This window comes from Nitrospira sp. Ecomares 2.1, from assembly GCF_965152585.1.
Genome location: NZ_OZ224219.1, coordinates 824,818 through 839,053 on the forward strand (window position 1 = coordinate 824,818; position 14,236 = coordinate 839,053).

Genomic DNA, 14,236 nt, shown 5'->3' on the forward strand with positions numbered 1-14,236 from the left:
AAACCTGGACTTAACAATCCGACGCTGATGAATTCGCGTTATACCGGGGCTGGTCTCTCTGCTTCAGTATCATCAAGGAATACCAGGATTTTACCGATATTCGGATGGCAACCTCTGAGGCTTCTAACCATAATGCACCTTTTCTTTGGAACAATATTTATTGTTCTTCTCGCCTTTCCTCAATCTGCAATGGGAGCCACTGCCTATTTACCCGGTTCCGGTTGGCAATCGCTCACATGGACGCATCCTTTCGGAAATAATAGATTTAACAATGAGGATGGCTTCACATTTTCAGTCACCGAGGGTCAAAAGTTATACCTGATTGTTACAGATGCAGGTTGGAATGGGGGATTTATAGATGTCTTTAATCAGGGGGTCTTTACCGGACTTTACACGCCTTTTGTGAGCCCCGGTTGTGCGGCCTGGACCGACCAATTCGATGACGCAGCTTTGTCCAATTTCTGGGGCACTGGAGCACTAGAACTCGCTCCAGGTAACTATGACCTCACTTTTCAATTGAAGGGTTGGTGTAGCACGGCGGATATTCAACCCGATACTTGGATAGCGGCTTTTAAAGTGGGACCAAATGTCGCCCCTACGGTCAATGCCGGTTCGCCCCAAACCGTTATCCTTCCTGGTGCCGCAGCTCTTGATGGGACTGTGACGGATGATGGCGCCCCTTACAACTTCACGTGGTCACAATGGTCAACAATCAGTGGCCCCGGCACCGTGACCTTTTTGAATGAGTTCGAAGTTAATACCACCGCCAGATTCAGTGCTCCGGGAACATATGTCCTACGACTGACCGCAACTGATGGAGAGCTGGCGAATAGCGCAGACCTGACTATCACCGTCCATCCCACTCCGTCCCATCTCGATTCCGAGCACCTCTTTGAATATGAGTTGTGGATACAGGCACAAACCCGTCTGACGGCTGGACCGGTCGCCATTAAAGGGCGAATCGTAAATACTGGCACTCTTGCCTTAAACTTTCCTCCCCAAAATACTGTTCTAAATTTATCCGGAATTTTTCTGGATAAATCGTTTGACGGTCTTTGGGGTAACGGTCTGCTAGAACCGGGGGCAGCTCTGTCTTTTAATTGGTTAACAGGGACTATTCCGGAAAATTGGAATCCCGGGTCCGATGAGATATTTCCGTCCTACCTGACGTTGCTTCCTGCGGATTCAGCTTTGAGATGGAACATTTCTCATGCTTACCCGGAGGACCTGGAAGATTTATACATGCAGCACAAATGGGTGGCCGGCCCCACGGATACCAGTCTTCCGTATAACAAGAAAAAATACAACCGGGACAACTATGGACACTACATAAATTTTCCACCCCAACAGGAGGTCGATTTCAATGATAATGAAAACGCCGATCTTCTCTGGCGAAATTCTCAGACTGGAAACGTCGCTCTCTGGCTCATGAATTGGCACAGTGTGGTCTCGATGGGCTTACTTGGACGGGTGCCAGCTGAGTGGGAGATTAAGGGTATTGGCGATGTGAATAATGATGGCAAAGCGGATGTCATCTGGCGGCATACGAGTACGGGCACCGTCGCCGTCTGGCTAATGAATGGCCTGAATATCACCAGTGTAGGCTTCCCCGGGAGCACCTCCCTGTCTTGGAACATTGAAAAAGTGGGGGATGTGAGTGGTGATGGGAAAGCAGATCTGGTATGGCGAAATAAAAAAACGGGCCAGGTCGCGGTGTGGTTGATGAATGGAGGTACTATTGTCAATTCGGCATTTTTATCCAACGTTTCATTGAAATGGGAGATTGCGGGCTTGGGCGATCTGAATGGGGATGACAAATCAGATATTATTTGGCGCAATGACACCAGCGGGGTGGTCGCGGTGTGGTTGATGAATGGCCTTGGGGTTAGTTCTATTGAATTTCCTGGTGCGACCTCTGTGAATTGGAAAATTCAGGGAGTGGGTGATTTTGATGGCGATGGCAAAGCTGACCTCTTGTGGAAAAATGAAACCAATCATCTCGTTACAATCTGGCGGATGAACGGTGGTTCTGTGATCTCAACTGGAAATCTTGGTTTCGTTTCACCGGAGTGGAAGGTGAAACAAGTGGCTGATGCCGATGGCAGTCCTGAGGCTGACGTGATCTGGCAGCATACCAATGGTGCTGTGGCGGTGTGGATGATGAACGGTGCGATTGTTTCATCGGTTGGATTTCCCGGTGGGGTATCTCCAGAGTGGAAGATTCAACCGTCGCAACCTTAAACTCTCACCCATTAGCTCGCCAGCCCACCTGTTTCAATTTATTTTCCCTACTTTCTCTCGATATCCACCTGAACATTGGTGCCATGGGAGGTCATATCAAACAACGGTGAGAGTGTACTCAACGTCTTGAGTTTCTCGATGTTCTCCGCATCGGTTTTGATTTTACAGTTGACCCGAATATTCTCGAACCCGCTCCTGACCTTATTCGAGAGGCCAAGGAATCCCCTGCTATCCAGGTCGCCCTCGAGTTCCGATTCCAATGCCTCAATTTTAATGCCCCGCACGGCAGTATGGTACACCAAGGTGGTCGTCAGGCAGCTCGCCAACGCATGTAACAGGTGCTCCACGGGATTCGCCCCGGTATCATGCCCGGCCAGAATGGCGGGTTCATCAGCATTCAGGGTGAATGGATCGTCGTGAGGGATTTCCTGCTTTGCCGCATAAAAGCTTGAGACCTTCGATTGGTTTTGCCCACACGTACTCCAGGTGTTTTCGATGTGAAACCTGCATTCACCCAGTTTGGGATCACTCTCGACGTTTTTCACCAGCTCGTTCACCGCTGCGACATCGACACCATTGATGACTTGCGCGTCAGCCATGCCCATTCACCTCCATGAATTAATTAACTCTATGATGAATAATTGAAATATGTGACACCTTTAGAGAGCCCCCCCACATGCCGGGATATCTTCTCTCAATATTGTTCGGGGGATTCTATTCTTTCCTATTTAAAAAGGGTATGGCCCAATAAAAACCTTCCCACCCGTTTCTGGGCAAGGAGGTTTCGGTAGAGGAGTAAAGGTTTGCAGAGTTGGGCCAAGCGAATCACAGCCGTGCCGATAGAGCCCACAAGGCGTCAGCATTACAACTCCGCACCGTGAAGAAAACATCATGGATCATTTCCCTAAAAAAAGTCTTTCGAAGGAGTAACCCACAAAAGACTTTTCAGGTCGGCATTCACATTCAAATGCCGATGTCTGGATTGGTAGTGAATTTCGGGAGAGACGATACCCCTCAGAAAAAGAAGTCAAGCAGTACTTCATCGGTTGCCGGGCAGGGCGAAGAAAATGGTTACGGTTTCGGTCACCTCGGGAAATTTTAAGGTAAGTATCTTCCCCACTGGTTTGGTTCGCAGGTTAGACGTTGCTTGAATGTCTCGGCTCTTGTGTATGGAATACCCCGATAAGATCTATCCTGTCATGAACGGTGGTTTGGCTTGTCAGGCTAGCATTCACCCTCCCACTGATTATGAAAAATTTTACAAGTGTTTGGACTAAATTAAAAAATATTTAACCCCTATAATGTTCCCCAGCTCTGTTATTGTATCTTGCAGCCAACGGCGGCTATTTTGGGTTAATCGGTTACGGCATGGTTCGCTCGCCTGGCGCCAAAATTCGACTAAAGCGGGAGGGGGAAGTCTTTGCGGAGTAAACTTGAGCGAATGGAAAATCAAATTTTGCAACAACAGACTTGCCCCCTAATCCACTTGAAATCACACTATGGAAAAGCCCACATGATTGATTTCATTTTCATTGAAATAACATACGGGACTGGGAACCTGATATTGGGATTTTCAATTCCTCCAAGCGGGAATTTTTAAAGCAAAAGACAATAGGATTATTTCCTTCAAAAAAGCACCGAAATTCGTTCACGTGATTTCTTTCGAGGAGATCGCTCACCGCTATGTAGGCGTCTCCAACGAATTTATCTAGAGGAAAGTTACTGTCAAGTTTCAATATTTCAATAAGGGCTTGAAAGAAATCTTCACCGTGTGTCTGGTATGCTACTCGTATGGCATCTGTTAGAAATGATTTGCTTTTTGAACCCAGTGCCGCTGAAATATAAAACACCCATGATGATAAATGATGCTTGTTTATTACGGCAGATATAAGCCACGCTAAAGAAGCACCTTCCAAATCTCCAGCCGCCAGTTTCTGATCCCCTAGGATACGCCATGCAGCCGGACAAAGCCCATCTAATGATAGGGCCTCTAGACATTTTTCAAGATTTTTTTCAAGAGAATGTGATTTAGATCCTTGAATTGCGTTTATGGCGCCTGCAGTTTCGCGTTTTTGCTGATCCATTCCCAGGGTAGGGCGAAGTCCATCCAACAGCCATTTTTTTAATTTCCATTCACTTTTTGGTTCGGGGGTCTGTGCTAAATAGATTTCGAGAGATTCTTGAGCGTCTTTATATTGACCCGCAAATAACAGTGCGTCGGCGAATAGTGCGTGACATTCGGCCTCTTCGCCTAACTTTACAGCCTCTCCATAAAATCTTGCAGCAAGACGATAGCGTCCAGCTCCGAACAGAATCCCACCCATCTCACTTAAATAATAACTTCGTCCACAATAAAGAGGGTCATGCCGGGCAGCTTCCCTATAATGAAAAAGGGCAAGACGTGGTTTGATATATCGAAGATAGTTACCGAGATTGTAATGAGCTACTGCGATATTCTGAGCATTTTGATGTTTCTTGGCCTTCTCCACGCGACGCTCCAAAAAGTTTCGATAAAATTCACCTTCCTTGGATGAAAGAGAATTTTTTCTAAGAATTGTCGGTATCATGAGAATTTGTCCCATGTCTTGGGTCTCTTCCTTATCGAAAATCCATTCTGCTATCTGAAGAGCTTCTGCTACTCGATTGGCGACAAGCAAACAGCGCGTAATAACGCCTAGAGTTTGGGGAAAATCAATGATTGAACTTCGGGTTGCATATTCCTCAATCAAGCGTGCTGCCACATTGGAATGTCCGGCTTCATTTATGGCGATTCCTGCGCCTAGAAGCACATCAAAAGGAAATTTCTTGAGAGCTGTTTCAGGCGATATGCCTTCATTAGTATGGAACGAGAAGAATATTTTTCCCGCCAGCTTTATAACTGTTTCTTCATTGCTTATTCGTATAAATGTATGAACCTGTTTATATTGAATTGGATTTATTTCTATAAAGTCAGGAAGTCTGGCAATTAATTTTCGAATTTCAGAAGTTAGGAGGCTTGCTTGAATTCCATGAATAGTTTGCCCCTCAATAATTAATGCGAAGGAAAATGGAAGGTTTGGTTGTGGGGAAGATAAATTCCTTATCGCTTTTAATTCTTCTACCAGTCGCTCTGGTGTTTCTGAAATCCATTCATCTTCCGAAGAAAACGGAAATGAAATAGTCTTGGAATCCCTCTTTTCGAAATATGAGTCATATGTATGCGCCCACTTCGCGTGAAACTTGTTGGTGTGTGAGTGATAATGAACAATCAAAACGGGTATCTTAAATTCGAGGAAATATTGCAAAGTTTCACGCTTGAAGGTAAGAGCGAAATTCTTCTTTAAATTGAGTTTGTCCGTGGCTTTGAGCTGGACTTTAAATATTAGACCGGTGCTTGAATCCATTTCGAAAATCTCAACCTCCCCATCAATTCCATAATCTGGGGTGGTATCACGGAAAATCCATCCTAAAGGCAGGAGCTTTCTACGGAACTCCGACCTGGATTCCTCCTCTAACTTATGTGGACGTGGATGTTTGGGCATAATTAAACTTTTTTTAATTTGTGTATTTTATCCTCAAAGCCATGGAAGGTATAGAATTTCCCCAGCATTATTATTATGCTCTTCAATTACATCATTTGTTTCTTCGGTTTGTGAACTCGGGGGTCTTTGGCTCCAAAGGCATCTAGAGCGAGTTCCTTTGTCCTGGAGGATATATTTTTCGGTCTGAATTGTGCTTCTGTATAGGTTCTTTCGCTTGCCATCTGTAGGTAGAGGTGCTTTTGATGAAGTTGGTCGTGGCAGCGAGTACGAAGACTGTTGGAAAAGATATAGTCTACCCCACAGTCTTTTCGGAATAAAGAATTTTGAAGCCTTGGATGCTCAAAAAATCTAGAATTTTGTTGAAGGCGGACCTAAGACTAACATGGCTTTAAATTGAATGGGAGGTTAGAGGTTTTAGAAAAATCAACTGCGATTGCAATCATCAAGAAGTATCGGGGCTTTCAGAATGACAACAGTCCGGGAAAAAAGATGGAGAGAAACGACATCGGGCATATTTGCCGTTGTCGTACTTGTGTTGGCTGCCATGTTGGCTGCATGCACAAGCGGGAGCGGACAGGATGACGTTCTGGAAATTAAGTTCTGGGCGATGGGCCGAGAGGGGGAGATTGTTCCTGAGGTGCTCAAAGAGTTTGAACGCGAGAATCCTGGAGTTCGTGTCATTGTCCAGCAGATTCCCTGGACCTCGGCCCATGAAAAACTGTTGACGGCCTTTGCCGGAGATGCCTTGCCTGATGTCGCTCAGATGGGCAATACCTGGATAGCGGAGTTTGCGGCGCTGGATGCCGTTGCCGGGCTGGACGAGATGGCAGGTGCTTCTTCCGTGATTATGGAAGAGGATTATTTCCCGGGGATCTGGGCGACGAATGTTGTTGGCGATACCTTGTACGGGGTGCCCTGGTATGTGGATACGCGGTTGCTCTTTTACCGTCAGGATATTCTGAAGGCTTCCGGAATTGTTCGCCCTCCTCGTGACTGGACTGAGTGGATGCAGGCTGCCACGGCCGTGAAACAACATGTCGGAAAGGACAATTTTGCCTTTTACGTGCCGCTGAATGAATATGAGATGCAGGTGTCCCTTGCTCTTCAGCAAGGAGTGCCGTTGCTCCGGGACGGTGATCGGTACGGCAATTTTTCCCGTCCTGAGCTGGTGGCTGCCCTTGATTTTTATCTCGACTTTTTCCGGAAGGGACTGGCACCGCCTTCCAGTGAAACCGACATTGCCAATGTGTGGGATGAGTTTGCACGCGGCCACTTTACGTTTTATCTGACAGGGCCCTGGAATATTGGCGAATTTCGCCGTCGGTTGCCTGCCGATCTGCAGGATGACTGGATGACGTCCATCCTGCCGGGGCCTTCAGGTCCGGGTGCCTCGACAGCGGGCGGTTCCAGTCTGGTGGTGTTTAAACATTCGGAACATAAAGATGCAGCATTCCGACTTGTGGAATTCCTGTCCCGTCCCGAAATTCAGCAACAGTTTTATGAAATCAGTGGGAATCTGCCGCCGCGTCGGTCAAGCTGGCGCGGAGACCGGCTTGAATCGGATCCGTATCTCGTGGCTTTCAGGGAGCAGCTTGAGCGTGCGTTACCGGCACCGAAAATTCCAGAATGGGAACGCATCGTGCAGGAATTGCGCATGGTGACCGAGCGGGCGGTGCATGAGCAATGGACGGCTGAAGAAGTGGCGCGTGAACTGGATAGCAGGATCGATCGTATTCTGGAGAAACGTCGCTGGATGCTGGCGCGGGATGGAGGAGGGGAGTCGTGAGATCGTCTGTGGGAAATCCCTCTTGTTTTTTCTCATCAAAAAAGCGCTGGCTGGTGACCGAATCGTAATGATTTCCCCGCTCTGGTATTCACATGTTTTTCTGTGTTGCCGGGTTTCACCCCGGCAGGCGAGCCACTTTTGTTTCGGCAAAAGTAGCCAAAACCATGGACGCCCCGTCTGGCCTTATAGGAGGGGATGGACGCAATTCGGAGGGCGGCCCAACTCGCCGGGCTCAAACAAGGACCGCCATGAGAGCGTCCCTCCCTTGGGCCAGCCGGCAGGTGTCACGAAAAAAACCATCAGTCATTCTGTTGCGTCAACTTGGTTATTCTGGACTCTACCGTGTTGTTCATCTGGCCATCCGGATATCCGTGTGATATGGTTTTAATCGGCCATTATGATATTTGAGTGGGACTCCTCCAAAGCTCAGTTCAATTTCTCTAAACACGGAATTTCTTTCGAGGAAGCCACAACAATTTTTGGAGACCCCTTATCCATCACAAGCCCCGATCCAGATCACTCACAAGAAGAACCGCGATGGATAACGATAGGAGTGTCGACCAATTTAAAAACTATAGTGGTTGTGCATACGGACCGGTTAGAGACTATAAGAATAATAAGCGCCCGACTTGCCACAAAACGAGAAAGGGAATGTTATGAGCACGGAATCTGAAAACGTTGAGATGAGAAAGGAATATGATTTTTCACTGGGTGTGAGGGGGAAATATGCAAAAGCCTACCATCAAGGATCGAACGTGGTCGTTTTAGCCCCTGATGTAGCCGAACGATTTCCTAATTCCGAATCGGTGAACCAGGCGCTTCGTAGCCTTGCAAATCTCATGGATGGCAAACATCAGCCCCAGTAAATCAACGGGCGGTACGTGCGACCCCCCCATAGGGTCAACCATATTTATCAGGCACCTACGTCGTCCCGGCCCCGCCTGAACCTGTGTCAATGCCCAGCTCACGGCGCTATAGTTCTCCACTCCAGAGTGCACCGCTGTTTCCTGAAACCCCAAATCATACGGTCACTTGATCAGATACATCGCCACATCGCAGAAATTGTGATACGTGATGAAGGTTTGCGTGATTCCCAAGACTCGACATGATTTTAGAAAGAGGGAACGTCCCGTGCAAGAATTGCGCATGGTGACCGAGCCGGCAGTCCATGAGCAACGGACGGCTGAAGAAGTGGTGTGTGATGGAGGAGGCTGGGCGTGAAATCGTCTGTGGCTGGCTGGATGTTTGCCGGGCCGGCGCTGGCGATCATTACCGTCTTTTTCTTTCTGCCGGTGCTGGCCGCCTTGGCCCTCAGTCTGACGGACTTTGATATCTATGCCCTGGCCGATCTGTCCAACCTCAGATTTGTGGGTTTTCGAAATTATATTGAGCTGTTGCAACGACCGTTGTTCTGGCAGGCACTGGGTAATACGCTGTATTTCGTGCTGGTCGGTGCGCCCCTTTCCGTGTTTGTTTCACTGGCTGGGGCACTGCTGCTGAATGGGCAGATGGTACGGTTCAAGGGGTTTTTCAGGACCGCACTATTTGCGCCGGTCGTAACGACGATTGTGGCGGTGGCGGTAATTTGGCGATATCTCCTGCATACCCGTTATGGCTTGATTAATTATTCCCTCGATTGGTTGGGCCTGCCTGTTGTGGACTGGCTGGGTGATCCGCATTTTTCCATGCCGTCCATCATTCTTTTCGCGGTCTGGAAAAACTTTGGTTACAATATGATTATTCTCCTGGCGGGTCTCCAGGCGATACCCGGCGATTTGTATGAGGCTGCACGGATTGAAGGGGCCAATGCCCTTCAGCGTTTTTTTAATGTTACCCTGCCTTCCCTTATTCCCTCACTGTTTCTCGTTGGGGTGCTGACCATGGCCGGGTATTTCCAGTTGTTTGCCGAACCCTATGTGATGACACAGGGCGGACCCGTTCAGAGTACGCTCAGCATTATTTATCTGATGTATGAAGAAGGTTTTAAATGGTGGAGCCTGGGCTCGGCATCCGCCGTGGCGTTTATTCTCTTTGTTTTTATGATTGTGGCGGCAATTGGGCAGCTTGTGGTGATGCGACGGTATGGGAGTGGAGTGTAGGTTTGTTGCCGGGTTTCGGCCCGGCAGCCGAGCCACTTTTGTTTCGGCAAAAGTAGCCAAAACCATGGACGCCCCGTCTGGCTTCAAAGGAGGGGCGGGACGCAAATTTGCGGAGGGCGGCCCAACTCGCCGGGCTCAAACAAGGTCCGCCATGAGAGCGTCCCTCCCTTGGGCCAGCCGGAAGGCGTCATTGCAAGGGCGAGGAGGGCAAACGGATAAAGAAGCCTTTGGGAATTCACTGGAATTATTATAGGAAAACGTGGTGTGAGGAGAGCGCCCCTTCCTTGGGCCAGCCGCGAGGCGTCGGAATGTGGGAGAGATATTTTTTGGATATGCCACATGAAGAGCGGGGAGCTATAAATTGGGTATGATTGGTAAGCCTATGAGACAACTATGGAGAGGATCCGGCGTGAATATCGGCCTGTCGTTTCTTTCCATGTTTGCCCTGTTCCCTTTGTTGTGGATGCTGAGTGTGTCCTTTATGGTTCCGGGAGAGGCCAGCAATTTTCCGCCGCCGCTGTTACCGGAGCATCCGACGCTCGCCAATTATATCAAGCTTTTTGAATATTCCAGTATGGGAAGGAACTTTTTGAATTCCCTGTTTGTCGCGACGGCGGCTACCCTGTTGTCACTCACGTTTAATGTGGCTGCCGGATATGCGTTTGCCAAACTTGAGTTCAAAGGTCGGCACCTGTTGTTCCGCGGGCTGTTGAGTGCCCTGGTTATTCCGGCCCAGGTGTCCATGATTCCGCTGTTTTTGATGTTGAAAGGGATGGGGTTGGTGAATAGCTGGATCGGTGTGCTGATCCCCTTTGTGGCCAGCATATTTGGTATATTCCTGGTACGGCAGTATGCCTTGTCCATTCCGACGGAACTGATCGAGTCCGCCCGGATTGAAGGGGCCAGTGAACTCTGCATTTTCCGGTCGGTCGTGGTGCCGTTGTTGACACCTATTCTGATTACACTGGGGCTGTTTACCTTTATGGCTGCATGGAATGATTTTTTATGGCCGCTGATCGTCCTGACCGACAGTGATAAATATACCCTTCCGATTGCGCTGGCCTCTTTGTCGCGTGAGCATGTGCAGGATGTCGAACTGATGATGGCCGGGGCGGTGATCACTGTGACACCGGTCCTGATTCTTTTTCTGATGCTTCAGCGTTTTTATATGAGCGGAAATCTTGCGGGAAGTGTCAAAGGATGAGAGGTCCATGTCGGACATCATGCTGCCTGTTTGTCGGCATGGCCTGGTTGTTATTGCCGGTGTGGGCATTGGGAGAGAATCCCGCCGCCAATGAGTTTCGGTTGCTTGATGGTTTTGAGAAGGTCGGGGAATGGAACACCATCGCGACGGAATACAGCGAGGCTTCGCTCAGGATGGCAGAAGGCGTGAAGGGCAATGCGCTTCAACTGTCCTATGAACTTCGAACTGCCGGGGCCGCCAATGCACATCGGGCCATTCAGCTTGATCTGTCGAACAATTTCGAGATCGCATTTACACTCAGGGGCCATGCGCCACAATCTACTTTTGAGATTCGGCTGGTTGATGACAGTGGCGCGAATGTCTGGTGGAAGCAGTTTCAGGATTACGAGTTTCCTGATGACTGGACAACCGTTCGTATCCGGCGAAGCGATATCCACTTTGCCTGGGGGCCTATCCAGGACCAACATCTGAACACCATCGCCAAATTTGAATTTGTGATTCTTGGCGAAACCGGTGACGAGGGTACGGTCGAGTTCGATACTCTCCAGATTCGTCCACTTCCTGAGCCGCCCGCCTTGATTCCGCCGGTCGTGGCCATGGCCGGTGACATCCCTGTCCCTGCCGTCCTTGACGGTAATCCTGAAACCACCTGGACTGCCGACACACCCACGGACCTGATATTTGATCTGGGTTATTTGCGCGATTTTGGCGGACTGACCTTGCGATGGGCCGAGGGCCAGGTTCCGGAGGCGATGGACATGGCCCTTTCCGAAGATGGAACACAATGGACCATGCCGCACTGGGAACGGGGAACCGGGCCTTCCTCCCCAGGAACGATTGGGTATGTGCGAACGGCAGAGGCGTTCGGGCGTTATATTCGTCTTTCACTTACCCCGGCATCGGAAGGCCGGATTGGCTTGCAGGAAGCCCGGATTGAACCACCGGAGTTCGGGCAGAATGACAATCAATTTCTTCTGTCCTTAGCCAGGGAAGCCAAAAAGGGATCGTATCCGCGCAGTTTCTTCGGGGAGCAGATTTACTGGACCGTCGTTGGCCCTCCACAGGGTGGCCGGTCGGCCATGCTGTCTGAAGATGGTGCCATGGAACCGGGCCCCGGCGCATTTTCAATTGAGCCGTTTCTTCTTGAGAAGGGGGCGGTGCTGAGCTGGGCCGATGGCGAACATCATCACAGCCTGCTGGATGGGTATCTGCCCTTGCCACGCGTGCGCCGGACCCATGAGGGCCTATCGTTGGATATCAGTGCACATCGTCCGCCTGTTCCTGCTGGACGGGAAGGGGGAACGGACGGCCATGCCCGTGATGTGGTGACCAGATATCGTGTGGTCAATACCGGCACGATCCCTCGAACGTTCACCCTGGCTCTTGCCATCCGGCCCATGCAGGTCGATCCGCCTACGCAGATTCTGAACCTTGTGGGTGGTGTCAGCAACATTGATCGAATCGGCTGGGATGGTGCCGCGTTTCAGGTGAATGGTGACTGGTCCGTGTATCCTGATCTGAAGCCGGACCATGTTTCGCTCGCCGAATTTGAACGGGCCGGGTTTCCGCATGTGCAGGATGCCGGGGCAAGCACGGTTTCGCAAAGCCTGGTGGCGCCGGGAGGCTTCGGCTCCGGCGTCATGTTTTTTCATGGTGATCTGAAGCCGGGTGAGGTTCGCGAAGTTTCTGTCGTCACGGTGCTCGGTTCCGATAGGGGGCGTGCGCCGGACCTGAACCGCGAGGCCATTGATGCCGGAGAAAAGGCCGCAGCCGAGGAATGGCGGGACATGCTCAATCAGGTGACCATTTCGGGTCCTCCGGAATCCATGCCGATCCTCAATAGTTTGAAAACCGCGTTGGCTCATATGATGATCACGCGCGACGGGCCGGCACTGCGTCCGGGTCCACGCACCTATGCCCGTTCGTGGATACGTGATGGCGCGATGATGAGTGAAAGTTTCCTGCGTCTCGGGCACAACGACCCTGCGGTTGAGTATGCCCGCTGGTACGCACCCCACCAGTTCGCCAGTGGCAAAGTTCCCTGCTGTGTGGACAAGCGTGGCGCGGATCCGGTTGTGGAGAATGACAGCCATGGAGAACTGATTTTTCTGATTGTGGATATTTACCGGTACACCGGGGATCGTGCCTTTGCCGAGATGATGTGGCCTCATGTGGACAAGGCGGCGGCGGCCCTGGATACCTTGAGGCTGTCGGAACGCACGGAGCATAACCGTCAAGATGATCGCAAGGCATTCTATGGTCTGTTACCGGCATCGGTAAGCCATGAAGGGTATCTGGACCGTCCGGCCTATTCATTCTGGGATAATTTCTGGGGTCTGAAAGGATTGAATGATGCGGCGTTTCTTGCTGAAGAACTGGGTCACTCTGACCGGGCAGCCGAGATCAGGGCCGATGCCGCTGAATTTGCCGCAGATATCAGCGCGTCTGTCAGTTTATTGGGCGAAGAACTCGGGCATGTGCCGGGGGCCGCAGACCGAAAAGATTTTGATCCGACATCCACCACGATCGCGCTTTCGCCGACCGGGGCGGCGGCAGCCCTGCCACGAGAGTTGCTGATAGCCACGTTTGAAAAAGCCTGGTCCGAGTTTGTATCCCGGCGTGATGACCAAAAAGCGTGGGAGGTCTATACACCGTATGAATTTCGGCAGGTCAGCGCGTTTGTGCGATTGGGAGAGGTGGAACGTGCCCATGCCCTGCTTGATTTTTATATGCATGACCGTCGTCCGACCGCGTGGAACCAATGGAGCGAGGTGATCGGCCGGCATGAACGGGTACCGCGTTTCATTGGCGATATGCCCCATACCTGGGTGGGATCGGATTTCATCCGGGCCGTGCTTGATCTGTTTGTCTATGCCGATGCAGAAACCGGCTCTCTGGTCATCGGTGCCGGTCTGCCGCGTCATTGGTTACAGGGTGAAGGGATTCGGGTGCGTGGATTGAAAACCCCGTATGGTGAGGTCTCCTATACGGCGCATGATGAGGATGGGCAGGTACTCGTTGATTTGGAAGGATCCTCCCTGCCACCCGGCGGCTTTGTTTTTCCAGCTTCCCTGAAGGGAGACCTCAAGGTAACATTCAATGGAGACCCTGTGAATGTGCATACAACCTCCCCATAAAACCGGTTGTCGCGAATTGGATTGCGTGCCAGCATTTCGGTTGTGAGTCCCTCGCCTTTGTAAGGAGAGGGTAGGTGAGGTAGATTCCGTGGGTTATCAGTCAATCAGCACCGGAGCAACCTCCGCAGAGGCTATCTCCTCTTTGTCTTTGTTCCTCTTCTGAACAAAGCCTTACAACGGAGGAGAATTCCAGGCCGGTGCCTGCCGAACAAGGAGCACGAGAAGGGGATTGACCTGTGAAAAAATCA

11 protein-coding genes are annotated in these 14,236 nt (G+C 50.4%); 9 read left to right on the plus strand and 2 right to left on the minus strand.

Features of this window, described 5'->3' with window-relative positions:
- The first annotated feature begins 132 nt into the window (after positions 1–132).
- Positions 133–2,241, plus strand: coding sequence for an FG-GAP-like repeat-containing protein (locus ACWHYD_RS03875; RefSeq protein WP_447964604.1), 2,109 nt, complete (start codon positions 133–135; stop codon positions 2,239–2,241).
- A gap of 47 nt (positions 2,242–2,288) precedes the next feature.
- On the opposite strand, the gene ACWHYD_RS03880 is transcribed toward ACWHYD_RS03875, so the two are convergent.
- On the minus strand, positions 2,289–2,840 hold the full coding sequence (locus tag ACWHYD_RS03880; protein ID WP_447964605.1) for an OsmC family protein: 552 nt from the start codon (positions 2,838–2,840) through the stop codon (positions 2,289–2,291).
- Positions 2,841–3,052: 212 nt separating this feature from the next.
- Here ACWHYD_RS03880 and ACWHYD_RS03885 point away from each other — a divergent pair, with 212 nt between their 5' ends.
- On the plus strand, positions 3,053–3,343 hold the full coding sequence (locus ACWHYD_RS03885) for a hypothetical protein (RefSeq protein WP_447964606.1): 291 nt from the start codon (positions 3,053–3,055) through the stop codon (positions 3,341–3,343).
- Between the two features lie 427 nt (positions 3,344–3,770).
- Here ACWHYD_RS03885 and ACWHYD_RS03890 read toward each other — a convergent pair whose 3' ends face one another.
- Positions 3,771–5,762: a DUF4365 domain-containing protein gene (locus ACWHYD_RS03890; RefSeq protein ID WP_447964607.1), complete on the minus strand. Its 1,992-nt coding sequence runs from the start codon at positions 5,760–5,762 to the stop codon at positions 3,771–3,773.
- 466 nt (positions 5,763–6,228) lie between these two features.
- Here ACWHYD_RS03890 and ACWHYD_RS03895 point away from each other — a divergent pair, with 466 nt between their 5' ends.
- The 7 genes from ACWHYD_RS03895 to ACWHYD_RS03925 all read left to right on the plus strand — a co-directional run bounded on the left by ACWHYD_RS03895 (position 6,229) and on the right by ACWHYD_RS03925 (position 13,988).
- Entirely contained in the window at positions 6,229–7,548 is a 1,320-nt protein-coding gene (locus ACWHYD_RS03895; RefSeq protein WP_447964608.1) for a sugar ABC transporter substrate-binding protein, read from the plus strand.
- A 397-nt stretch (positions 7,549–7,945) separates the two neighbouring features.
- Positions 7,946–8,221: a BrnT family toxin gene (locus tag ACWHYD_RS03900; protein WP_447964609.1), complete on the plus strand. Its 276-nt coding sequence runs from the start codon at positions 7,946–7,948 to the stop codon at positions 8,219–8,221.
- A complete protein-coding gene (locus ACWHYD_RS03905) occupies positions 8,205–8,414 on the plus strand; it encodes a hypothetical protein (RefSeq protein ID WP_447964610.1) in 210 nt (69 codons plus the stop codon). The genes ACWHYD_RS03900 and ACWHYD_RS03905 overlap by 17 nt, the downstream gene beginning before the upstream one ends.
- Positions 8,415–8,622: 208 nt before the next feature.
- Positions 8,623–8,769, plus strand: a complete 147-nt coding sequence (locus ACWHYD_RS03910) for a hypothetical protein (RefSeq protein ID WP_447964611.1) — start codon at positions 8,623–8,625, stop codon at positions 8,767–8,769.
- Between the two features lie 20 nt (positions 8,770–8,789).
- Positions 8,790–9,647, plus strand: a complete 858-nt coding sequence (locus ACWHYD_RS03915) for a carbohydrate ABC transporter permease (protein WP_447965820.1) — start codon at positions 8,790–8,792, stop codon at positions 9,645–9,647.
- 382 nt (positions 9,648–10,029) lie between these two features.
- Complete coding sequence (locus tag ACWHYD_RS03920) at positions 10,030–10,851, plus strand: carbohydrate ABC transporter permease (protein ID WP_447964612.1); 822 nt, start codon at positions 10,030–10,032, stop codon at positions 10,849–10,851.
- Positions 10,848–13,988: a discoidin domain-containing protein gene (locus ACWHYD_RS03925; RefSeq protein WP_447964613.1), complete on the plus strand. Its 3,141-nt coding sequence runs from the start codon at positions 10,848–10,850 to the stop codon at positions 13,986–13,988. The genes ACWHYD_RS03920 and ACWHYD_RS03925 overlap by 4 nt, the downstream gene beginning before the upstream one ends.
- Positions 13,989–14,236: the final 248 nt, after the last annotated feature.